At 63.3% G+C, this 22052-nt stretch carries 25 protein-coding genes; 9 read left to right on the top strand and 16 right to left on the bottom strand.

Annotated features, from left to right (window positions below):
* On the top strand, window positions 1-804 hold an 804-nt coding region (locus ACIQ36_RS08415; protein ID WP_395828171.1), incomplete at its 5' end, for a tripartite tricarboxylate transporter permease.
* Between the two features lie 4 nt (window positions 805-808).
* Here the strand turns inward: ACIQ36_RS08415 and truA are convergent.
* The 6 genes from truA to ACIQ36_RS08385 form a co-directional block, all read right to left on the bottom strand.
* Window positions 809-1561 carry a tRNA pseudouridine(38-40) synthase TruA gene (truA, locus tag ACIQ36_RS08410; RefSeq protein ID WP_395828169.1) on the bottom strand — a complete coding sequence of 251 codons (753 nt, stop codon included), beginning with the start codon at window positions 1559-1561 and terminating at the stop codon, window positions 809-811.
* A gap of 4 nt (window positions 1562-1565) precedes the next feature.
* Window positions 1566-1907, bottom strand: coding sequence for an addiction module antidote protein (locus ACIQ36_RS08405; RefSeq protein ID WP_395828167.1), 342 nt, complete (start codon window positions 1905-1907; stop codon window positions 1566-1568).
* A gap of 12 nt (window positions 1908-1919) precedes the next feature.
* Window positions 1920-2216, bottom strand: coding sequence for a type II toxin-antitoxin system RelE/ParE family toxin (locus ACIQ36_RS08400; protein WP_395828165.1), 297 nt, complete (start codon window positions 2214-2216; stop codon window positions 1920-1922).
* 172 nt (window positions 2217-2388) lie between these two features.
* Window positions 2389-3996: a bifunctional phosphoribosylaminoimidazolecarboxamide formyltransferase/IMP cyclohydrolase gene (gene purH / locus ACIQ36_RS08395; RefSeq protein ID WP_395828163.1), complete on the bottom strand. Its 1608-nt coding sequence runs from the start codon at window positions 3994-3996 to the stop codon at window positions 2389-2391.
* Window positions 3997-4006: 10 nt separating this feature from the next.
* Complete coding sequence (locus ACIQ36_RS08390) at window positions 4007-5872, bottom strand: polysaccharide biosynthesis protein (RefSeq protein ID WP_395828161.1); 1866 nt, start codon at window positions 5870-5872, stop codon at window positions 4007-4009.
* A complete protein-coding gene (locus tag ACIQ36_RS08385; RefSeq protein WP_395828159.1) occupies window positions 5872-6888 on the bottom strand; it encodes a glycosyl transferase in 1017 nt (338 codons plus the stop codon). The genes ACIQ36_RS08390 and ACIQ36_RS08385 overlap by 1 nt, the downstream gene beginning before the upstream one ends.
* A 191-nt stretch (window positions 6889-7079) precedes the next feature.
* Between ACIQ36_RS08385 and ACIQ36_RS08380 the strand changes: the two genes are divergently transcribed.
* Together ACIQ36_RS08380 and ACIQ36_RS08375 are read left to right on the top strand one after the other, a co-directional pair.
* The gene (locus ACIQ36_RS08380) at window positions 7080-7421 is read left to right on the top strand and encodes a BrnT family toxin (RefSeq protein WP_395828157.1); all 342 of its coding nucleotides are present in this window, start codon (window positions 7080-7082) and stop codon (window positions 7419-7421) included.
* A gap of 31 nt (window positions 7422-7452) precedes the next feature.
* Window positions 7453-7686 (top strand): BrnA antitoxin family protein, encoded by a 234-nt coding sequence (locus ACIQ36_RS08375; protein ID WP_395828155.1) that lies wholly within the window; start codon window positions 7453-7455, stop codon window positions 7684-7686.
* Here ACIQ36_RS08375 and ACIQ36_RS08370 read toward each other — a convergent pair.
* Both ACIQ36_RS08370 and ACIQ36_RS08365 read right to left on the bottom strand, forming a co-directional pair.
* Window positions 7683-8324: a phosphohydrolase gene (locus tag ACIQ36_RS08370; protein ID WP_395828153.1), complete on the bottom strand. Its 642-nt coding sequence runs from the start codon at window positions 8322-8324 to the stop codon at window positions 7683-7685. The genes ACIQ36_RS08375 and ACIQ36_RS08370 overlap by 4 nt on opposite strands.
* Entirely contained in the window at window positions 8325-8795 is a 471-nt protein-coding gene (locus ACIQ36_RS08365) for a winged helix-turn-helix transcriptional regulator (RefSeq protein ID WP_395828151.1), read from the bottom strand.
* Between the two features lie 116 nt (window positions 8796-8911).
* Between ACIQ36_RS08365 and ACIQ36_RS08360 the strand changes: the two genes are divergently transcribed.
* Window positions 8912-9367, top strand: coding sequence for a 4-oxalocrotonate tautomerase family protein (locus tag ACIQ36_RS08360; RefSeq protein WP_395828149.1), 456 nt, complete (start codon window positions 8912-8914; stop codon window positions 9365-9367).
* A 12-nt stretch (window positions 9368-9379) separates the two neighbouring features.
* Here the strand turns inward: ACIQ36_RS08360 and mutY are convergent, their stop codons facing one another.
* Window positions 9380-10420, bottom strand: coding sequence for an A/G-specific adenine glycosylase (mutY, locus tag ACIQ36_RS08355; RefSeq protein WP_395828147.1), 1041 nt, complete (start codon window positions 10418-10420; stop codon window positions 9380-9382).
* 27 nt (window positions 10421-10447) lie between these two features.
* Here mutY and ACIQ36_RS08350 point away from each other — a divergent pair, with 27 nt between their 5' ends.
* The 3 genes from ACIQ36_RS08350 (at window position 10448) to ACIQ36_RS08340 (ending at window position 14863) form a co-directional block, all read left to right on the top strand.
* A complete protein-coding gene (locus ACIQ36_RS08350; protein ID WP_395828145.1) occupies window positions 10448-10987 on the top strand; it encodes a DUF721 domain-containing protein in 540 nt (179 codons plus the stop codon).
* A gap of 92 nt (window positions 10988-11079) precedes the next feature.
* Window positions 11080-14091 (top strand): phosphoenolpyruvate carboxylase, encoded by a 3012-nt coding sequence (locus ACIQ36_RS08345; RefSeq protein WP_395828143.1) that lies wholly within the window; start codon window positions 11080-11082, stop codon window positions 14089-14091.
* A gap of 73 nt (window positions 14092-14164) precedes the next feature.
* Window positions 14165-14863 (top strand): DsbA family protein, encoded by a 699-nt coding sequence (locus tag ACIQ36_RS08340; protein WP_395828141.1) that lies wholly within the window; start codon window positions 14165-14167, stop codon window positions 14861-14863.
* On the opposite strand, the gene ACIQ36_RS08335 is transcribed toward ACIQ36_RS08340, so the two are convergent.
* Window positions 14860-15408 (bottom strand): TetR/AcrR family transcriptional regulator, encoded by a 549-nt coding sequence (locus ACIQ36_RS08335; RefSeq protein WP_395828139.1) that lies wholly within the window; start codon window positions 15406-15408, stop codon window positions 14860-14862. The two genes, ACIQ36_RS08340 and ACIQ36_RS08335, sit on opposite strands and share 4 nt — an antisense overlap.
* An 80-nt stretch (window positions 15409-15488) precedes the next feature.
* Between ACIQ36_RS08335 and ACIQ36_RS08330 the strand changes: the two genes are divergently transcribed.
* The gene (locus ACIQ36_RS08330; RefSeq protein ID WP_395828137.1) at window positions 15489-16340 is read left to right on the top strand and encodes an alpha/beta fold hydrolase; all 852 of its coding nucleotides are present in this window, start codon (window positions 15489-15491) and stop codon (window positions 16338-16340) included.
* Here the strand turns inward: ACIQ36_RS08330 and ACIQ36_RS08325 are convergent.
* The 5 genes from ACIQ36_RS08325 to ACIQ36_RS08305 all read right to left on the bottom strand — a co-directional run bounded on the left by ACIQ36_RS08325 (window position 16337) and on the right by ACIQ36_RS08305 (window position 19923).
* A complete protein-coding gene (locus tag ACIQ36_RS08325) occupies window positions 16337-16918 on the bottom strand; it encodes a uracil-DNA glycosylase family protein (RefSeq protein ID WP_395828135.1) in 582 nt (193 codons plus the stop codon). The genes ACIQ36_RS08330 and ACIQ36_RS08325 overlap by 4 nt on opposite strands.
* Window positions 16911-17639 carry an NAD-dependent deacylase gene (locus tag ACIQ36_RS08320; protein WP_395828133.1) on the bottom strand — a complete coding sequence of 243 codons (729 nt, stop codon included), beginning with the start codon at window positions 17637-17639 and terminating at the stop codon, window positions 16911-16913. The genes ACIQ36_RS08325 and ACIQ36_RS08320 overlap by 8 nt, the downstream gene beginning before the upstream one ends.
* Complete coding sequence (thpR, locus tag ACIQ36_RS08315) at window positions 17632-18183, bottom strand: RNA 2',3'-cyclic phosphodiesterase (RefSeq protein WP_395828131.1); 552 nt, start codon at window positions 18181-18183, stop codon at window positions 17632-17634. Before thpR ends, ACIQ36_RS08320 begins: the two co-directional genes overlap by 8 nt.
* Before the next feature lie 6 nt (window positions 18184-18189).
* Window positions 18190-19155 (bottom strand): NAD-dependent epimerase/dehydratase family protein, encoded by a 966-nt coding sequence (locus ACIQ36_RS08310; protein ID WP_395828129.1) that lies wholly within the window; start codon window positions 19153-19155, stop codon window positions 18190-18192.
* A gap of 198 nt (window positions 19156-19353) precedes the next feature.
* Entirely contained in the window at window positions 19354-19923 is a 570-nt protein-coding gene (locus tag ACIQ36_RS08305) for a class I SAM-dependent methyltransferase (protein WP_395828127.1), read from the bottom strand.
* Between the two features lie 204 nt (window positions 19924-20127).
* Between ACIQ36_RS08305 and ACIQ36_RS08300 the strand changes: the two genes are divergently transcribed.
* Window positions 20128-21147: an aspartate-semialdehyde dehydrogenase gene (locus ACIQ36_RS08300; protein ID WP_395828125.1), complete on the top strand. Its 1020-nt coding sequence runs from the start codon at window positions 20128-20130 to the stop codon at window positions 21145-21147.
* 6 nt (window positions 21148-21153) lie between these two features.
* Here the strand turns inward: ACIQ36_RS08300 and ACIQ36_RS08295 are convergent, their stop codons facing one another.
* A complete protein-coding gene (locus ACIQ36_RS08295) occupies window positions 21154-21780 on the bottom strand; it encodes a type IIL restriction-modification enzyme MmeI (protein WP_395828123.1) in 627 nt (208 codons plus the stop codon).
* Between the last annotated feature and the right edge of the window lie 272 nt (window positions 21781-22052).

The raw sequence follows: 22052 nt of genomic DNA, 5'->3' as shown, positions 1-22052 counted from the left end.
AAGAAGGTCACGGGGCTGTGGCTCACGTGGGCGGATTTCAAGCTTATCTGGAAGCCGGTGTTGCGCGGCACGAGCCTTGGCTCGGTCCTTGGGATTCTGCCAGGTGGCGGCGCGATTCTCTCGTCCTTCGCCGCCTATTCGTTGGAAAAGAAACTCTCGAAAACCCCGGAACGCTTCGGTAAGGGCGCAATCGAAGGCGTGGCAGCGCCGGAAAGCGCCAATAATGCCGGGGCGCAAACCTCCTTCATTCCCATGCTCACCTTGGGTATCCCGTCGAACCCGGTGATGGCCTTGATGGCGGGGGCGATGATTATTCAGGGCATCCAGCCCGGCCCGCTGGTGATGACCGAACAGCCGACGCTGTTCTGGGGCATCATCGTGTCGATGTGGATCGGGAATCTCTTCCTCGTCATCCTCAATCTGCCGCTCATCGGCCTGTGGGTCCGGCTGCTGACCGTGCCCTATCACCTGATGTTCCCAGCTATTCTCGTGTTCTGCGGGATCGGTGTGTATAGCGTGAACAATACGAATTTCGACGTGTTCATGATGGCCGGGTTTGGCGTTGCTGGGTATATTTTCTCCAAGCTCGAATGCGAACCCGCGCCGTTGCTCTTGGGCTTTATCCTCGGGCCGATGATGGAAGAAAACCTGCGCCGAGCGATGACGCTGTCGCGCGGTGACGCGATGGTCTTCGTCGAACGTCCGATTAGCGCCACGATGCTGGTGCTGGCGGCGATAGCGCTGCTGGTGGTGCTCAGCCCCTCGGTGCGCAAGAAGCGCGAAGAGGCGTTCCAAGAAGAGTGATTGTTCAGCCTTCGTCGGGATAGACCGCGCCCATGAAGTACAAACCTTCAGCAGGCGCGGTTGGACCGGCGGCAGAACGGTCTTTCGCCTCAAGGGCGGCGGTCACATCATCCGCCGTCCATTTTTTTTGACCGACGAGCGCGAGCGTACCGACCATGTTCCGCACCTGATGATGCAGGAATGACCGGGCGGCGGCAGTGATGTGGATTTCATTGCCAACGCGTGTTACCTCCAGCCGGTCCAAGGTTCGGATCGGCGAATCCGCTTGGCACAGGCTGGCCCGGAAGCTGGTGAAATCGTGCAGCCCAATCAGGCGATTTGCCCCCTGCTGCATCGCGTCGGCATCCAGACTGTAAGCGACTGACCAGACCCGCCCCCTCTCCAGGGCAGGCGGAGCCTTGCGGCAGAGAATGCGGTACAGATACCAGCGCCCGACGCAGGAAAACCGCGCGTGCCAATCGTCCGCCACCTGCACGGCGTCCAATAGGGCCACCGGCTGCGGCTTCAGATGAAAATTCACCGCCTGCATCAGCCGGTACGGGTTCCACGCCTTGCCCATCGTCACATGGATCACCTGGCCGCGCGCGTGGACGCCCGCATCGGTGCGCCCGCTGGCGTGGACCGTCACCTCTTCTTGCGAGCAGGCGCGCAGCGCAGTTTCAATCGCCTGCTGTACGCTCGGCACGCCCGACGCCTGCCGTTGCCAGCCGGAGTAGGGGCCACCGTCATATTCCACCGTGAAACGATACCGTGGCATGGGTTTATTCCGCTGCCGCTTTCGTTGTTTGGGTCGCCTGCGGGGCCCGCCGGGGCACGATTGCCAGAGCAAAGCCTAGGGTTTCCAGCACGGCGGCCACGGTACCGATGCGTGGGTCGGCATCGCCACTGAGGCTATGGTAGAGGCGGGTGCGGCTAACACCTGCGGCCTTAGCGGCGTCGGTCATACCGCGCTCCCGCGCGAGCTTGCCCAATTGGATCAAGAAGGCGGGCAGATCGGTGCTGCCGTCTTCGTCGTCGCATAGCAGCGCGCTCAGCAATTCAGCTTGGTCAGCGGCAGTCGGTGCAAGGTCAGTGACCAGCAGCGGGCGGGTTTCGAGGGTCATATTGGCTGCTCCCTATCCGTTCCAAAGGCGGTTCGCAACGGCAATCGCCGCAGTTTGGTCCTGCTTCGTGCCGCCGCCCAACAAGACAATTATCGTCTGCCCCCGCCGCGCGAAATACAGCCGGTAGCCGGGGCCGTGGTCGATGCGCATCTCGAAAATCCCTTGAACGCCCTTGAGGGCTTTCCAATTTCCGAGATTCCCGGCTTCAGCCCTCGCCAGATGCTTGGCGATACGCTTTCTGGCGATGGGATCGGTCAGGCCACTCAACCAGTCGACGAAGTCTTGAGTGGTTTCGATCTGCATCATCATGTTAGTACTGTCTCATTAATGGGACGGTCACGCAATGGGGGTTGCTACATTAATGAGACAGAAAGGCCTGCGCTCTTGAAAGCTTGGTGGCTAAACGGGGCCGATCCCTAAAATGGGATTGCCCAGCGCGTTTGACGCGCAAAGCACGTCGGGGGCAACGCCCCCGAAATCATTAATGCTTGAAGTGCCGCAGCCCCGTGAACACCATCGCCGCGCCCGCAGCATCGGCAGCGGCGATCACTTCCGCGTCGCGCTTGGAGCCACCGGGTTGGATGGCGGCGGTAACGCCGGCTTTCAGGCAGACGTCGAGGCCATCGGGGAAGGGAAAGAAGGCGTCGGAGGCGACGATTGCGCCCACGGCGCGGCTGTGGGGCTCGCCGGCGGCCTGGGCCATCGCGGCGGCGCGGGCGACGGCTTGTTGGGCGGCATCGACGCGCGAGGTTTGCCCACCGCCGATCCCGACCGCCGCCCCGTCTTTCACCAGCACGATGGCGTTAGATTTGACGTGCTTGACCAAGGTGAAGGCCAGCAGCATATCGCGCACTTCGGCAGGCGAGGGCGCGCGTTGGGTCACGGTTTGCAGCGCGTCGGCGGTGACATGGCCGTTATCGCGGTTTTGCATCAGCACCCCGCCCGCGACGGAACGGTAGGTGAGGCCCGGCGCTTTCGGATCGGGCATCGCGCCCGTGACCAGCACGCGCAGGTTCTTCTTGTCGGCGAGGGCGGTTGCAGCCTCGGGCTCAATCGCCGGAGCGATGACGACTTCGGCGAAGAGATCGGCCACCAGCAGCGCGGTTTCCTTATCGAGCGGGCGGTTGACAGCGATGATGCCGCCAAAAGCGCTGACGGGGTCGCAGGCGAGCGCGCGGCGATAGGCCTCGGCGAGGGTCGGGGCGATAGCGACGCCGCAGGGGTTGGCGTGTTTGATGATGGCGACGCCCGGCTCGGTCAGTTCGGCGACTAGCTCGAAGGCGGCATCGGTATCATTGATATTATTATAGGAAAGCTCCTTGCCCTGCACTTGCTGGGCGGTCGCCACGCCGGGGCGGGCGTCGCCGGTGGCGTAGAAAGCCGCCTGCTGGTGCGGGTTTTCGCCGTAGCGCAGGGTTTGCTTCAGCGCGCCGCCAAGCGCCAACTGGCGCGGCGTGGCCTCATCGACTTGCCCATTGAACCAGGCCGAAATGCCGGAATCATAGGCCCGCGTGCGGGTGAAGGCGCGGGCTGCCAGCGTGCGGCGCAGGGCGGGATCGGTGCCGCCCGCAGCTTCAAGGGCGGCGATCACCTCGGCATAATCGGCGGGGTCGGTGATGACCGTGACGGAAGCGTGGTTTTTCGCGGCGGAGCGGATCATCGACGGCCCGCCAATGTCGATATTCTCGATGCAGGTGTCGAAATCCGCCCCCTTGGCCACGGTTGCTTCGAAGGGGTAGAGCGTGACCACGACCACATCGATCGGGCCGATTCCATGCTCGCTCATCGCGGCTTGATGGCTGCTGCTATCGCGCCGCCCCAGAAGACCGCCGTGGATTTTCGGGTGCAGGGTTTTGACCCGCCCGTCCATCATTTCGGGAAAGCCGGTGTAATCAGCGACTTCCGTGACGGGCAACCCCGCCGCGCGCAGCGTATCCGCCGTGCCGCCGGTCGAGAGCAGTTCGGCCCCGGCCTGATGCAACGCGCGCCCGAGATCGACAATCCCGGCCTTATCGTAGACCGACAGCAGCGCGCGGGCCGGTTTCACCAAATCGGACAGGGGCAAATCGCCGGAAACATGGGCGGGCATGGCAAACTTCCTAGGAGGCTGAGGAGGGAGAAAATTCCGGCACGAGCCGGTGGAGAATGTCAAAAGCGGCCCGCGTATCGCCGCGCCCAATCGCGCCTGCGAGCGCATCCAGGTCGCGGGTTAAGTCGGTTAGGGCCACCGTGCGCGGGGCGGCGAGCCGAACGCCCGCAACGGGGGTGGGGTCGAGGGTTTCGGCGTCGTGAAATAGCTCCTCATAGAGCTTTTCGCCGGGGCGCAGGCCGGTAATCTCGATGGGAATATCCACCTCAGGGCGCAGCCCGTGCAGGCGGATCATTTGGCGGGCAAGCTCGATGATCTTCACCGGCTCGCCCATATCCAGCACGAAAATCCGTCCCGGCGCGGCGGCGTCGGTGGTGCCATAGGCCGAGGCGTGCAGCACCAGTTCCACGGCTTCGGCGATGGTCATAAAATAGCGGGTAATCTCGGCGTGGGTCACGGTCAGCGGCCCGCCGCGCTGAAGCTGGCGCTGGAACAGCGGGATCACCGAGCCGGTCGAGCCCAGCACATTGCCAAAACGCACCAACACGCAGCGCGTGCCGGAGTTTTCCGTAAGGTCTTGCGCCTGCGCCCACATTTCAGCGACGCGCTTGCTCGCGCCCATCACATTGGTCGGGTTCACGGCCTTATCGGTCGAAATCTGCACCATCGCCCGCGCGCCCACCGCCCGGCTGGCTTCGGCCACGATGCGCGAGCCCAGAATATTGGTGGCGAAACATTCCAGCGGATTGGCTTCGGCCAGCGGCACATGTTTGATGGCGGCGGCGTGGAAGACCAGATCGGGGCGGGCATCGGTGAACACCCGGCTAATCCGGGCGGCATCGCGCACATCGGCCAGCACCGCCACGCGCGGCAGGGCCGGGTGGGTTTCCGAAACCTGAAGATCGATGGCGTAGAGCGCATATTCGGAGGCATCGAGCAGCGTCAGATGCTCCGGCCCCAAGGCGGCGATCTGGCGGACCAGTTCCGCGCCAATGGAGCCGCCCGCGCCCGTCACCAACACCCGCCGCCCGCGCACGAGATTTTCCAACGGTGCCCGGTCCAGCGGCAGCGGCGGGCGCCCCAGCAAATCCTCTAACGCCACCGGTTGAAGCTGCACGGGGGCGTCGCCCGCGCGAAAATCGGTGAGGCGCGGCACGCGGACCAGCGGCAGGCTGAGGCTTTGGGCGAGTTCGAGCAGGCGGCGCACGGCTTCCGGCTTGGCGTCGGCCTGGGCGAGGATCAGCTTTTGCGGGGCTTGGTCGCGCGCCGCCAACCGCTCCAGCAGGGCGGGCAGAGCGTCGATGCCGCCTTCCACGCGCACCCCGCGAATGGCTTGGCCCTTGCGCCGCTCGCGCTCGTCGATCAGGGCAACCACGCGGTAAGGCGCATGGGAGCGGTGCAGACTGGCGAGAAACAGATCGGCCTCATCGCCCGCCCCAATCACGACCACGGGTTCGCGCGCCGCCGAGAGTAAGGCCGACGCGCTGCGCTCCTTAATCCCCCGATACACGGCCCGCCCGGCGATCAGCAGCAGAATCAGCAGCCCCCAGGCGTAAAACAGCGAGGTGCGGGGCAGAAAATCGCCGCGCTGGACCAGAAACATCACCATCGCAAACCCGGCCACGGTCAACGTCGCGGCCTTGGCGATGGTCAGTAGGTCGGTGAGGGCGGTATAGCGCCAGACGCCGCGATGCAGCCCCGTCAGCCGATTGCTCAGCAAGGCGATGGCGACAAACAGGGCGGTTCCACTGCCCATCAACTCGGGCCGATCCTCGAAGGCTTCCCAGCCCACGCGCAACACCACCGCGCCGATGAAGGCGGCGGCGGCCATGACGGCGTCATGGGCCAGAGTGAGCCAGAGCGGTGGAAAGCGCATCAAGCGGCCCTCCGGCCTTGGGTAAAAATGCGGGCGGTCACGGCGACGGCGATCAGACCCAGGGCGAGCCCGAGCCAACCGAAATTCAGCGTCGGGTTCAGGCTGGCGGTGGCGAGCGCCACCAACAGCGCGTTCAAGCCCGCAATCCGCAGGCTGACGGCACTATGGGAAAAACCGCGCTGCACGGCCTTTTGATAGAAATGCCGTCGGTGGGCCTGCCAGATTTTTTCGCCATCATAGGCGCGCCAAAGCAGGGTTACGGTCGCGTCGGCGAGATAGTAGAGCGGAATGGTCAGCGCCGCCGAGAGCGCCCCCGCGAGCGCAAGCTGCAACAGCAGCCAACCGCCCAGCAGGCCGAGCGGCACCGAGCCGACATCGCCCAAAAAAACCTTCGCCGGGTGCCAGTTCCACCACAGGAACGCGGCGGCGGTGGCGGCGTAAACAAGGCCAAAGGCGGTGAGATCGAAGCGGAAAAACGCCAGCGCCATAATCAGCGCGACGCCAAGGCCGATGGCCCCGGCTTCGATGGATGAAATCCCGTCGATCCCGTCCATAAAGTTGAAGAGATTGACGAACCAGAGCCAACCGATGCCGGTGATGAGCCGATCTAGGATCAAGGGTAACGCGCCCTGAAACACCAGCCGGTCGGGGTCTTGCACAGCCAGGATGAAACCAATCGCCGCGATCTGAACCGAAAACCGCACCCAGGCGGGCAGCGGTTTGCGGTCGTCCCGGAACGAAAGCCACGCCAGCCCCAGGGTCGCCGCCAGCAGCGCCGTCAGTTCCGGCAGCAGCGCGGGGGGGCTCCAGAGGCTCAAGACGACCCAACCGGGCAGCAATCCCGCAAGAACGCCAAGCCCGCCACCGCGCGGCGTGGGCACCACATGGGAACTGCGCGCATTCGGCCGATCCAGCGCTTTCCGCCGCAGCCACGGCAGTAGCCGCCCCGTCACGAGCAACGTCGTGAGGGCCGCGAAAACCGGCACCGAGAGCAGCACGAAAAGCGGGGGCGTCATGGAGGGCGGTTATAGCGGGGGGCGGCAGGGGTGGCTATGGGGTTTTGCGGGGGGTTGACGTGTCGCCCGAACAAACGTATATACAAATCGTGAATTGCAACTTGTTGCGGTTCATACCTAGGCCGCGTGTAGCGACAACCTCAGGGAGACACCCATGATACCCAAGCATGATTCTCACGAGGCTGTCCGAAATGAAAAATATCTTCGAATCGCTGGTCGAATATTACCCACAGGGTTTCGAATGGGATCCTGTTAAGAATGTCAAAAATCTTGAAAAGCATAAGGTTAGTTTTGAAGCGGCACGCCTTATGTTTTCAAACCTCGTGATTATCTCAAAGGATTCACGGCGTGATTATGGTGAGGACCGCTTTATCGCTATTGGGTGTTTAGGGAGCGTCGTGCTGTCCGTCGCCTTCACCCTTCGAGGACACGAGACGGTTCGGCTGATTTCAGCGAGAAAGGCGAATAAATATGAGCGGCATTTCTACCACGAGGCCATTCAGAAGCGATCCGACCCCTCCTTTGACAGATGAGATCAAAGCTCAGCTCGCAGCCCTTGAAGCGATGAGCGACGAAGAGGTGGAGCGGCTAGCTTCAGAAGATCCCGATGCACTACCAACCGACGAAGCTTTTTGGGCAACGGCGGAAATCGTCCGCCCAAAAATCCCCTTGAGCATCCGCCTTGATCCTGAAATCATCGCCTACTTCAAAGCGGCGGGGCCGGGGTATCAGAGCCGGATCAATGCCGTGCTGGCGAATTATGTGCAGGCAAAGCAGCGGGAGACCAGCGCCTCTTAGCGGGCTTCCACCAACCCCGCCAGCGCCGCCCCAAACCGTTCGGCGGCGATGCGGGCGGGCCAGGGCTCCCACGGCAGGCCGCCGTAGATTGGGTTCAGGGGATCAAGGGCGAGGGGCGGCGTGTGGATGCCCAAGGCGTCGCGGCACTCGGTAAGGCTCCAGCCTGCAACGAACACGGCTTCGGCGGCGGCGGCGCGTTTGTCGGCGGCTTTGATCGGTTTTTTCCAGGCGGGCGGCAGCAGCGCAGGTAGGCCGAAACGGTGGTGCACCGCCGTCTGCAACGCTTGATCGAGCGCCTTATAGCCCTCGCCCAAAAAGGGTTTGAGCGGCGAAATCGGATCGAAGCAGACCCCCAAACATTCCGACGCATCATGGAGCAGGAAGGCGAGCTTCTGAAGCGGGGTCAGCGGCTTTACCGCCTCCGCCTCGCCAATCGCTAGCACGGTGAGTGAATGTTGGGCCACAGATAGCGGCCATTCCCACACCGAATGCCCACCCCAGCGCACCGTGCGCGCCGCGCCGATGGCCAAATCCGAGGCTTCGAAGTCAAACGGCGTCGGGTCGAGCAGGTTAAGCCTGCGCCCGGAGGGTAAGCGTACCCAGGCGCGTTTGGTCGGGGGCTTCTGGATGGAGGGCATCTAGGAGGCTCGATCCGGCCAGAATTCGGGGCGGAGCTTCTTAAGCCCTTCAACGGTTTGCCCGTCGGCCCGCTGCAAGACGACGCGCACTTCCTGGCCGCTATCGCGGTCCACCAGCTTCAAGGGGCGACCGTCCGGGTGCGCGGCATAGGTATCGCCCCATTGCATCAGCGCGAAGAGGGCCAGCGCCAAATCGCGGCCTTTGCTGGTTAAGCGATACTCATGGCGGGTGCGTTGGCCTTCGTCGCGGTAGGGGAGTTTTTCGAGAATCTGATGCTCGACCAAGCGGGTCAGCCGTTCCGCCAGAATTTTGCGCGACACGCCGAGCTGGTCCTGCATCGTCTCGAACCGCGTCACGCCATAGAGCGCTTGGCGCAGCACAAGCATGGTCCAGCGGTCGCCGATTTGGTCGAGCGCGCGGACCAGGGAGCAATCTTCGGGGGCAATCTGCGGCACTAACGGGGCGGACATGGCGGGGCTCGGGCGAGAAAAAGAGTCTGGATTCCCTTTTTGAACTCAGGTAGAGATTCAGGGTTCCTTTTTGGAACTTAGCCAATCCCTCTCCCAAACACAAGCGGAGGCCGCCGATGCCTATGCTCGATCTCTATCTGCCCGAATCGCGCCTTACCCCGGAGCAAGCCAACGCGCTGGCCCGCTCCCTTCTCGGCACCATCCAAGAGGCCGAAGGCGTGGCGGGAAGCGCTTTTGCCGACCGCGTAACCTGGGCCTATATCCATTGGGTTTGGGCCGATAACCTGGTCTCCCGCGTGCCGGGCGCCGCGCCCTACCCGCTGTTTCGGTTGGAAATTCAAACCCTGGCGGGCTTACTGGATCGTGACGCCAAGGAAGGGCTCGGGCTCTCCCTGTCGCGCCTCGTGCTCACCGCCGCCGGAATCCCGGTTTCCAACGAAACCCTGCCGACCGTGTGGATTTTGTTCCGCGACTATGCCCCCGGCGATTGGATGGCCGGGCCGCAGGCCGGAACGGCGGCGGGCATTCGTCAGGCGGTTGCCGCCGAACGCCGGGTCTATGGCTTAACTTGATCCTAGCTGGGGTTATTTCCCCAAGACCGCTTTGGCGACTTTGCGATACAGGGTCGGCACCGCCACCTCGCCGAACCGGTCGGGCGTGATCCAGGTGCCGAGCTTGGGATCGCCGAGGCCGACCGCGCCGCGATAAATCTGAAGCTCCAAATGGAAGTGCGTGAAGGTGTGGCGCACGCTGGCATCAAGTTTTTGCCAGTCCAGCTTCAGCGGCGCGTCGGCGAGGGGCGCGGTCGGGCGGCGGTCAAGCCACTCGGTCCCTGGCACTTCCATCATGCCGCCCAGCAAGCCTTTTTCTTCCCGCCGCCGCAGCAGCACCGCCCCATCTTTGCGGGTGAGCCAGAAGACGGCCCCGTAGCGGGTCGGCTTCTCCGGCTTGGCGGTTTTCAGCGGAAACCGTTCAGGATCATCGGAAATCCGGGCGATGCAGGCGCTCGATACGGGGCAGAGGCCGCAAGTCGGGCGGCGCGGGGTGCAGACCATCGCCCCCAAATCCATCATGGCTTGGGCGTAGTCGCCGGGGCGGGCCTGGGGGGTAAGCTCCGTCACGAGGGCTTTCAGGCGGGGCTTTGCGGCGGGCAGGGGTTCTTCGACGGCAAAGAGGCGCGAGACGACGCGCTCGATATTACCGTCCATCACCGCTGCCGGGCGCTCGAAGGCAATCGCGGCAATCGCCGCCGCCGTGTAATCGCCAATGCCGGGGAGAAGACGCAGCGCGTCTTCATCGCTGGGGAATATTCCACGATGCCGCGCCACGACCATCGCCGCGCATTTATGCAGATTGCGGGCGCGGGCGTAATAGCCAAGGCCCGCCCATTCGGTCAGCACGTCATCGAGCGGGGCTTGCGCCAAATCCTGCACGGTCGGCCAGCGGGCCAGGAAGCGCCGGTAATAGTCCGCCACCGTCTGCACCGTGGTTTGCTGGAGCATCACCTCTGATAACCACACATGGTACGGATCAGCCACCTCGCCGGGTTCCGCCCGCCACGGCAGGCGGCGGCGGTTATGGTCGTACCAGGTGAGAATCAGATCCGCATGCGCGGGGTGGGTCATGCCATCGAACCGTGATAAACAGACGGCATGGTTCGCCGTCCTCAAACGCTAACGCAACAGATAGCGCCCTCCCCGGCTGGGGTCGAGGGGGCAAAGGCGGAAACGCGCACCTGGAAGGCCGGGCCGCGCGCTTTATCGGTCGATCTCGCCAAAGTGGCCCGCCCCGCCGCCCGGAAATTCGGCTTTGCCGACGCGCGCCTCTTCGCCGACTGGCCGATTATTATGGGCGAGGCGATAGCCCGGATGACGCTGCCGCTGGCGATAAAGCGCGATAAAACCGGCGACCGGCGCACCCTGGTGCTGAAATGCAGCGCCGCCGCCGCCCCGCTCATTCAGCATTACACCCAGCAAATTCTGGAGCGGGTGAATACGCACTACGGGTTTTCCGCCGTAACGCACCTTCAAATGAAGCAAGGCCCGATCCCGCCGCCGCCCCTGCCGCCTAAGCCGCGCCCGCCTTTATCGGCGGAGGCGGAAGCGGCGTTGCAGGGGCGCGTTTCTGAAGTGGAAACCGAGCCACTACGCGCGGCGCTCCTCGCGCTCGGTCGTTGCACTGGGAATAGATAAGCTTCACTGTCCTTTTGTAGTAAAAGTACATTGCGCTACACGATGCGATGCAGCAGAATAGCGACAATTCGTCTCGTTTTAGGACTATTCCGATGGCCCGCTCTGCCGCCAAGCTTCGTTCCGTGCCGCCCCATGCCGCGAAAGCCGGGGCTTTGCCCGAGTTGACCGTAGGGGAAATCTGGTTTCCGGCGGATGAAACGGCCAATGCGGCGGCGCTGCACAAGAGCCTGACCGAGCGGCTGAGCGCCCTGCGCGAGCGGGCCGAAGTCGATCCCTTCGGCGATCCGATTCTGATGCTGGCGCTTGATTTGACCCGCATGCTCGATAAGGGCGAGGTAACGGCGAGCGGCGTTGAGCAATTGGTGCAGCATCTCACCGCGCGCACCTTCGAAGCGCGGGCGGCGCGGCTGGCGGCCTATGTCGGGGAAACCGATCCCGTCCAAAACGATGCCAAGCTGGAAGCCCTGCTGCGCACGGTGGCCGAGGGGCGCAGCTTCGAGGAATTTGCGGCGCAGGTGCAAAGCCTGCATTACGGGATCGTCTTTACCGCGCACCCAACCTTCTCAACCGGGCTCGATCTGTCGCGGGCGATGGCGGCGCTGGCGACGGGGCGGGATGCCTCGGGCGCGCCGCTGTCGGACGACGCGCGGGCGGCTTTGATGGCGTCGGTCGCTTTGGCCGATCATCGCCCGCCACGCGACCTGACCTTGAGCGTCGAGCATAGTTGGTGCTTGGAAGCCCTCGGCAATGCCCAAACCGCGATGGAGCGCCTGCACGGGCTCGTGCTGCGCCTTGCGCGCGAACTCTACCCAGAGCGCTGGACCGAGTTGTCGCCACGCCTTGTCTCGCTCGCTACCTGGGTCGGGTATGACCACGACGGGCGGGCGGATATCACCTGGGCCGATACGCTGCGCCTGCGCCTGATTGTGAAACTATCGCAGCTTCAGCGCCATCGTCGCACGCTGGCGGGGCTCATTCTGGAGGCGGGGAACGGCTCCACGGCAACGGTGCTCGAACTGCTCGAATCGCTGTTGGCCTTGGCGGAAAAGCAGGTGGCCGACCAGATTCGCGCGGCGGTCGTTGCCGGGCAGAGCCTCGAAGACGCGCAACGCTTCGCCTATACGCTGGTGCAGGGGATGGAAACGGCGCTGGTCGATAGTCACCGGCTGGTGACGCTCACAAGCCGCGCGCTGGAACAGAATCTTGCCGAAGGTGGGGGGTTGGCCGAACGGCTGGCGGTGCTGAAAGCCTCGCTCGCGCTGCATGGCCTCGGCGCGGGGCATAGTCATTTCCGCCTGAACTCAACTCAACTCCATAATTCGATTCGCCGTCAGGTTGGGCTCGAAACCGGGCCGGAAGACCCCGCCCACCGCCGCAGCTACTATAATGCGATCAATGATCTGATGGAGCGGGTGCAGCCGGTCAGCATCAATGTCGGCTCGCTCTTGGCCGAGCAGGCGTCGGCCAAGCGCATGTTCATGATGATCGCTGAGCTTGCCAAAGCCATCGACCGGGAAACGCCGATCCGCTTCCTCATTGCCGAAACCGAAAGCGCCTTTACCCTGCTGACGGCGCTGTACTACGCCAAACTGTTCGGGCTCGAAGAGCAGATCGAAATTTCGCCGCTGTTCGAAACCGTCTATGCGCTGGAGCATGGCGACCAGATTATCGAAGACGCGCTGCGTTCGCCCCATTACCGCGCCTATGTGCAGAAATCCGGTAAGCTCTGCATTCAGTTCGGCTATTCCGATTCCGGGCGCTATATCGGCCAGTTGGCGGCGACCTTCCATATCGAACGGTTGCGCCTACGCCTCGTCGCCGTGATGCAACGCCAGGGGCTTTCGGGCGTGCAGATTGTGTTTTTCAATACGCATGGCGAGTCCATCGGGCGCGGCGGGCACCCGACCAGCCTGACCGACCGGCTGCATTACCTCGCCCCGCCGTTCAGCCGCGCCGAGTTTCTCGCCAATGGCATTACGGTGAAGGAAGAGAGCAGCTTTCAGGGTGGCGACGGCTATTTGATTTTCCAATCGCCTGATATCGCCTATGCCGCCGTGGCGCGGATCGTCGAAGCCACGCTGGTGCCGAGCCCTGAGGCGGAGAATGACCCGATTTACGGCCAGGGCGATTTCTCCACCGAGTTTTTCGTCACGGTAAAGCAGTTCTTCAGCGAGATGGTGGACGATCCGAACTATGCCACCTTACTCGGTGTGTATGGAACGGCGATGCTCTACCGAACCGGCTCGCGCCCGGTCAAGCGCCAGTCGGAATCCTGGGGCCGTGTGCCGGACCTGTCGCATCCGTCACAACTGCGCGCGATCCCCAATAACGGCGTGTTGCAACAGTTGGGCCTGCTGGCCAATACCATCGGCGGGCTTGGGCGGGCGATGAGCAAAGACCCGGACCTGTGCGCCGCCCTGCTGAAATCCTCGCCGCGCTTTCGCCGCGCGATGGCCTTGGTCGAACACGGTATGTCGGTGAGCGATCTCGACGTGATGCGCGCCTATATCGATACGCTCGACGCGGGCATGTGGCTGCACCGCTCCGGGCGTACCAAACTGCCCCAGCGGCGCGAAGAGTTGCGCACGGTGGCCCGCCATTTGGAGCGGCTGGATTCGCACCACCGGCTGACGAAGGTTTTCCGCAAGCTTCAGGGCGATTTTCTGACCTTGCGCGATCACCTCGCCTATTGCCGCAGCCAGGGGCTCGACGTGCCGCCGGTGGGGTTGCAGGCGGCGGAGCGTGACGATTTGGTGCTGCTGCACGCCATTCGCGTCGGGTTGATTCATCGTATCTTCCTGCTGGCCACCCATGTGCCGGATTTCAGCCCACAGCACGGCACGACCTTTGAAGAAATGTTCGCGCGGATTCTGCATCTGGACGTGGAGCCGGTGCTGGACTTCCTCGACGATGTGTTCCCGGCGCGCCCCGACGCCGACGCCCCGGCGGCCCTCGATTTCGGCGAGCCCGCCACCTATCGCGGCGGCGTTGGGCAAACCTATGAGGCGGAACACGAGCGCCTGTTCCGCCCGATGCGCGGCTATTTCGAGCTGATCCGCCGGATTGGTACCGCCATTACCTATCAGATCGGCGCGGTGGGGTAGGGGCGCGCAAAGTGCCCTTGTTCTGCCACACTTGCCCTATTACCTTCCGAGCGATCTGCTGACCGGAGGTATTATGCTGAGCCGTCGTTTGTTTTTGCCGCTTGCGGCGACCGCTGTCCTTGGGGGCGGTGCGCTCCTCTATAACCGCCCGTGGGAGAAGCCCGCGGCGGCTCCGGCCACCCCCGCCAGCGCTGATCCGGCCCCGCCGCCGAAAGCGGCGGCAAGCGCCCCGGCAAGTGCGATCAACCCGCTGCTGCTCGCCCGTGAGGGCGAGCGCATCCTCGGCAAACCCGATGCGCCGATTACCATTGTCGAATATGCCTCCTTCACCTGCCCCCATTGCGCGACTTTCGCCAATAAGGTGCTGCCGCAGATCAAGAAGGATTGGGTTGAAACCGGTAAAGCGAAACTGATCTACCGCGATTTCCCGCTGGATCGTTTGGCCTATGAAGCCTCCCTCCTATCGCGGGCGGTGGCGGCGGACCGTTACTATGCCTTCGTCGAAATCCTGTTTTCCCAACAAGAAAAATGGGTGACGGCGAAAGACCCGCGCGCGGCCCTGGGGCAATTGGCGAAGCTCGCGGGTTTGGGTTCGGCGGAGATTGAGGCGGCGTTCAACGATAAGGCCGCAGGGGATGCCATTCTCGCCCAGCGCCTTGAGGCCAGCGAAAAGCTAAGCGTGGAGTCAACGCCGACCCTGTTCATCAATGGCGTCAAAGTGGCCGATCACGGCACGGTCGACGCTTTCGCCAAAGCGCTGGCTGCCGCTTAGGCGGTTTCCAGAACCAATTCGAACGGTTGGGTGGAGCGCTGGATTCGCGCGAGAATCCAGGCTCCTTCCAGCGCACTGAAGAAGCGCAACGCCCGGTTTCGGGCAGCCTCGGGCTCGCCCAAGCGGATGGCGTGGGCGCTGAGGCAGGTCAGCAGGGTTTCGAGCGCGGCTTGAACCGCTGTATGGAGCCGCGTCGATTCGGGCACGGCGGTCAGGGCAATCGCGGTGACGGGGCAACCGGCCTGCCAGCCCGAATTTTCCAAAATCTGCGCCACGGCGGCGGTGAACCGCGCCAACCCATCGTTAAAGCGGGTCGCGTCGGCAAAAGCCCGATCGATCATGCGAATGAGACTAGCTGTCGCAAGCTCGACGGCGGCTTCCGCCAACTCCTCCTTCCCGCCTGGGAAATGATGGTAGAAGGAGCCCTTGGGCGCGCCGCTAATCTCGATAATTTCGGTCAATCCCACACCATTATACCCGCGCCGCCGAAACAGATCGGCGGCGGTGGCGATGAAGCGGGATTTTGCGTCGGAGGGGCGGGCCATCGGGTGAAAATGCCAGTTGTATGGTGATCGGTCTAGTGCTAAGCATTCTATGGCAATCACCCTAGAATGGGAACACGCGAATGGCCAAGCTTCAACCGGTCCAGTTCAGCAGCGCGCCGGGCGTTATTCTCAACGGAAGCCTGTTTCTGCCCGAGGGGCCGCCGCGTCGCACGATTGCGCTAAACGGGGCAACGGGGGTTCCCCATGGCTATTACGCTCGCTTCGCCGCCTGGCTGTGCGAGCGCGAACAGGCCGTGGTGATGACCTACGACTACCGGGATTTCGGCGATTCCGCCGGCGGCTCGCTGCGCTCCTCTCGCGCGACGATGGCCCAATGGGGTGCGGGCGACCAATCGGCGGCGGCGGATTTCCTGCTGGAAACCTACCCGGAACTGCCCTTTTGGGTGATCGGCCATTCGTTGGGCGGCCTATTTGTGCCCTTCTATGCCCAGGCCGAGAAAGTGCAGCGCGTTATCGCCGTCGCCTCCGGTCCCGCCCATTGGACGCGCCACCCGTTGAAGTTTCTACCCACGGTGCTGTTCTTCTGGTGGATCGCCGGGCCGCTCAGCACGGTTCTTCTCGGCTATACGCCGGGCCGCCGCCTGGGATTAGGTTTTGATCTGCCCAAGGGCGTCTTCTGGCAGTGGCGGCGCTGGTGCCTCTCGATGGGCTTCTACCGCGCCGATTGGGGCGGCGTGCTGCCGCAGCCGCGCTTCGAGGCCGTCCGCTGCCCCGTCACGCTGGTGAGCGTATCAGACGATGTGATGCTGCCGCCGAAAGCCGTGGCGCAACTTCAAAATTTCTATCCGCACGCCGCCGTCGATCACCGCACGATCACGCCTAAAAGCATTGGCGCGCGGCAGATCGGCCATATCCGCGTTTTCTCGGAGCGCAATGCCGCCGCGTGGCCCGCGATTCTGGCCGTGGGCTAGAGGCCGCGCAGGTCCGCCTGTATCGCCGGGATAATCTCGCCCTCAACCCAGGGGTTCTGCGCCAGCCAGCGCCGATTGCGCGGGCTGGGGTGGGGCAACGGCCAAAGCCTGCCGACGCCCGGATGATCGACTGGCCCAGCGCGGACGATCTCCGTAACCGTATCGCCCGCGCGACCGGGCAGATAGGCCGAAAGCGCGTAGCGCCCGAGCAGGATGGTGAGGCGAATATTCGGTAGGAGAGCCCGTAGCCGCCCGTGCCACAGCGGGGCACAAACGGCGCGCGGTGGGGCGTCGCCGCCGCCTTGCTTGCCGGGGTAACAAAAGCCCATCGGCATCAAGGCGACGCGGGTTTCATCGTAGAAAGCGGTGCGGTCGAGGCCGAGCCAGCGGCGCAACGTATCGCCGCTGGGGTCGTTGAACGGCACGCCGGTCGCATGCACCTTCGTTCCAGGTGCTTGCCCGATGATAAGCAGCCGCGCCGCTGGGTTAAGCTGCACCACGGGGCGCGGGCCGAGCGGCAGATCGGTGCAGGCGGCGCAGGCCCGCACCTGGGTTAGAAGGCCCGAAAGTTCAGCCACGGCCCAGGAGCGTATTGACCAGCCAGGGCACCAGTTCCGTCGCGGGGCCGGTGAGGGCCTGATGGAACATCGTTGCGCCGTTGGACGGCTCCAGATTCAATTCCAAACAGAAGGCCCCGTGGGAGCGCGCCTCGGCAACAAAGCCCGCCGCAGGATAAACCGTGCCCGAGGTGCCGATGGAGAGAAACAACTCACAGCTTGCGAGCGCTTCATAGATGCGCTCCATGCCATAGGGCAATTCGCCGAACCAAACAATATCGGGCCGCCGCGTGCCGATATTCCCGCAGTTAGGGCAAACATCGGCGAGGGTTATATCGCCCGCAACGTCCCGATTATCGCCGCAGGCGGTGCAGCGCACTCGGCGCAATTCGCCATGCATGTGCAGAATAGACTTACTGCCACCCCGCTCGTGCAAATCATCGACATTCTGGGTCACGATCAGCACCGGACCGCCCCATTCGGCTTCCAACGCGGCAAGGGCGATATGGGCGGCATTCGGCTGAACGGCGGGATCGTCCAACTGGGCGCGGCGGGCGTTATAGAAATCCTGCACCTGTTGCGGGTCGCGCGCATAGCCTTCCGGCGTTGCCACGTCTTCGAGCTTCACCTGACTCCACACGCCGCCAATATCGCGGAAGGTGTGCAAGCCGCTTTCGCGCGAAATGCCTGCGCCGGTCAGAATCACAATCGGGTCGCCCCGGCGAAGGCGGAGTTCAGCCATTCGTATCTTCTTCCAACGGATAGACGGCCTCTTCCCGGTAGAAGGGGCCGTCGGCCTGACTCCAACTGGAATAGAGGATGAAACGGTCGAACGCCACGGGGCCGAGCCGCAGCGGCGAGTTCGCGGCGATTTGGCGCATTAGCGCACCGACCGAAGGTTTCTTGAGCCGGGCAAGCGTGACGTGGGGAATGTATTTTTGTGTATCGGGGGCGATCCCGGCAAAGCGCAGCGCGCTTTCAACCCGCTCGCGCAATTCCAGCAACGCGGGCTCCCGCTCCACGCCAACCCAGAGCACGCGCGCCGCCTCCCCCTGGCCGAAGGTATCGATCCCCGCGAGCGTCAGGGCGAAGGGCGCAACAGTGACGTTATCGAGCGCTTCAGCGATTTCCTGCGCCACCCCGCCATCGACCTCGCCAATGAAACGCAGGGTAAGGTGCAGGCTTTCGGGCGGCATCCAGCGCGCGCCGGGCACGCCGCCGCCGAGGAGCGCCAAGCGCGTGCGCAGCTCGGGCGGCAGCGGCAGGGCAACGAAGAGGCGCAGCATCGGCGGTTAGGCTTCCACCGTGGCGATGAAATCGGCGAAAGCCGCATCCAGATCGAAGCCGAGGCGAAAGCCGGTTTCCTGCACCAAGCGGCGGGTATCGAGCGGGGCGCGGTCGCCGACCGGCGGTAGGGTAATTGTGGTAGCGGTGGGATCGGCGGTTAGCCCCCACTCAAGCCCCGGATAGTGCCGGGCGAGACGCGTGCACCAATCCTCAAGGCTCCAGCGCACACCGGGGCCGACATGATAAAGCCGATGGGCGAGGCGCGGGGCGCGCAGCAGCGTATCAAGCGCCAGCGCAGCGTCGGGCGCGTAGAGCCAATCGTTGAGGCCGGGGCGGGGTAGCCGGATCAGGGTGCCCGCCCGTGCCGCGTGCCAGCACTGCCAGGGCGGCGACATGGCATCGCGGTGGCCGGTATCATATTCATAGGGGCCGAAGACATCGCTGAGCCGGGCTACGACGGAATCGAGCCCCGAAAGCCCCGCTAGCCGGTCCAACATCGCTTCCTGCGCGGCCTTACCGATGGCGGGCAGTGTGTCGGGGCGAATGGCCCCGTCTTCGCGCAAGGGGCTACTGGTGAAGGCGAGCGGGCCGAAGACGGCGGCGCTGCTAACCAGCACAACCCGGCGGACCAAGTGCCGTTGGGCTGCGGTCAGCACGCTCAGCGCGCCCAAGACCGCCACATCCAGAATCTCCCGCGCATCGTGGCGCTCGCGGTCCGGCCCGGCGGAGATGGCGGCGAGATGGACGATATGGCTAATGCCATAATCGCGCAGCACGGTGCCGAAGCGGGCTTCGTCGCGAATATCGCCGGGTAAGGCCACTACGGGGCCGGGATTGGTCGTGAGCCGGGCAATCGCCCCCGGCGGCGGCGGGCTGACGCCGAAGAGCACCGTGCGCACGCCGGTTTGGGCCAGCCGTTCGGCCAGCGAGAGCCCGAGAAAACCCGTGCCGCCGGTGATCAGAACCTGCATGGCCGTCCCAGTTTCCAGAGGGCGGCTTTTCGGGCGCTTCGTCCCTTAAATGTCACGGTGGTTTTCCGGCGTAGTTAACAATTTGGCAATCACGAAGGGTTAATCTGAGGGCTCTGAGACGCCTTATCTTGCGTCATCGCTCCTGTGGGGGAAGTGGCCTGAACCGCCTCCCCCACAGCAGAGCTCTCGCCTTCAAAATCAGACTTTCTTTTGAAACCGCCACACGGCGGCGGGCGGCACGTTGAACCAGATGCGACCAAGGCGGGTTCCTTGGATATTCAAGCTGGGGTCGCGCAAGGGGCTGAAGGGCGGGTAGGTATATTGAATAAAGCTACCCTTGGGCTTCAGCACGGCAAAAGCGGCCTCGACGATAGATTTCTGCACGCTTTTCGACATGGGCCGAATCGGCAGGCTGGAGACAACCGAGGCGATCCGGCCAAGGCGGTGCGCGGGCAAGAGGTCCGGCAGGGTGGCAGCATCGCCTTGCAAAATTTCAACGCCGGGGAAGCGTTTGCGTAAGTATTCGGCAAGGCGCGGGTCGAGTTCGACCACATAGAGCGCATCGCGCGGCACGCCTGCTTCTAACAGGGCCGCCGTGACAACGCCGGTGCCCGCGCCGATTTCCACAATCGCTTCGCCGGGCGAGAGGCGAATTTGCTTTGCCATCAAGCGTGCCAAAGCGGAAGAAGAGGGGAGAACCGCGCCGATCCGCGTGGGATTATCCACCATGGACCGCAAAAACACGAAAATACCGTGAGCTGAACGCATCGGGAGAAAGCCCTTCTGTGGCCGTATGCTATGACCGGAACGCCGGAACCTTACTGATATAAGGTCATAGTGTGGCGATAGGGTGACGATGGCCCAAAAGACAAGGCCGGAGCAAGAGGGAAGGGGTTAAAGCCAGGCTTCTTGTAATTTCCCATCAACCGGCTTACCTCGTGACCCCAAAGCTGCTGTCGTAAGGAAATCCCAATGTCCGTTAAAATTGCCGTGGTCGGCGCTACCGGGTCCGTGGGCCGGGAAATTCTCGTCTGTCTTGCCGAAGCCGATATTGTTGCCGCCGATGCGGTGGTTGCGGTTGCCTCCGATCGGTCGGTTGGCAGTCAGGTTTCCTTCGGTGAAGACGATGATTTGACCGTGCAGGCGCTGACCGGGTTCGATTTTAAGGGCATCACCCACGCGTTTTTCGCTGTCGATAGCAAAACGGCGGCCAAAGAAGCGAAGAAAGCGGTGGAGGCGGGGGCCATCGTCATCGATTGTTCTGACGCCTTCCGGCTGGAGCCCGGTGTTCCCCTGGTGGTGCCGGGCGTGAATGACGCGGCCCTGGGGCAGATGAAAAAGAACATCGTCGCCACCCCGTCCGCGCTCGCCATTATGCTCGCCTGTGTGCTGAAACCGCTGCAAGAGCATGTGCCGATCAAGCGCGTCGTCGTGTCCTCCTACCAGCCCGTTTCCGGCTTGGGGCGGCTGGCGATGGACGAGTTGTTCAGCCAAACGCGCGGCATCTATGTGAACGATCAGCCGACTAAAGAGCATTTCCCCAAGCAGATCGCCTTCAACGTCATTCCGCAAGTCGGTGAGTTTCAGGGCGACGGCTATACCACCGACGAAGCGGCGCTGGCGGGTGAAACCCGTAAGCTCGTGGGGCCGGATATTCTGCTAACGGCCACCTGCGTGCGCGTGCCGGTCTTCATCGGCCAGGCCGCCGCCGTGACGGTGGAGTTCGACAGCGCCCTAACGGCAACGGCGGCGCGCGAGTTCTGGCGCAAAACGCCGGGCCTTTCCGTCATCGATCACCGCACCACCGAAGGCTATGTGACCCCGGTTGAATCGGCGGGCGACGATCATGTTTTCATCTCCCGCGTCCGCGACGACAAAAGCGTGCCCCACGGCGTCAGCTTCTGGTGCGTGACCGACAATACCCGCAAGGGCGGTGGGCTGAATGCCGTACAGATTCTCGAAGGGCTGCTGAAGGCGAAGGGGAAGAAATAACCGAGGTTAAGCTTTCGGGGCACGGGCTTGGTTGAGGGCGAACAGCCGGGCCAGCGCGTCTTCCGTCGCAATATCCTCCGGCCAGCCATAGGCGGCGGCAACGGCGGCATCCAGCGCGGCATGGGCGGAGGCCAACCACGCCGGGCGGGCGTTATAGAGATTGGTCAGCGTCCGCTTTTTCAAAATCGCTGCCGCTTCGTCGGACTTTGGCAGAATCCGATCCGGGTAGCCCGGCACCACTTCCGGCACGATCTCGACCAAATCGGCCGGATTCAGCCACGCTTGGCGCAACTCATCCAACCGCCGCGCCGCCCCCGCAATCGCTATCGCGCGCGGATCATCGGCGTAGGTGGCGGCGGGAAGGTTTGGGGTGAGGCCGTCGGGGAAGGGGAAGGTCTCGAAGCAGGTGGTGGGCGTGTAGCGGGGGCGGTCTTCTAGGCTGGTGCCGAGCCGTAAAGCCCAGGCTTCGTGGAAGCGGCTATGGAGAATGCCGAAACTGGTATCATCGTCACGGGCGATGGCCACCGTTGCACTATCGGGCAGGACCGCTTTATCAAGCCAGACGAACAGTCGGTGCTTTGAGACGCGGGGAGTGCAGATAAAGCGGTTCAATGGAGACAAAGCGAGGCGCATTCCTGGTCGGGTTTCTCCATGACGCCACCACCATTTTCGATGCCCGTCCCGGCGCAAATTGGTCCGTGTCGGTTTAACCTTTTCAGCTACCCATGAGAATGGTTTTTCATATAAAGATGCGTTTTCCTCAGTTAACATTGTTCCAAAATCAATTATCCAAATATCATCGCTACGTTGTGTAATTGAAATGCCATTTGCCCATGGCTTCAATATATCAGAATTAGGGCGATAATTGACATTTAGAGGCATTTTTAACCATGCTCTAGCTAAAT

Origin of the sequence: Elstera sp. (assembly GCF_044372965.1) — a bacterium.
In the GTDB taxonomy this organism is placed as follows: Bacteria; Pseudomonadota; Alphaproteobacteria; order Elsterales; family Elsteraceae; genus Elstera.
This window is presented reverse-complemented; position numbering and strand designations above follow the sequence as displayed.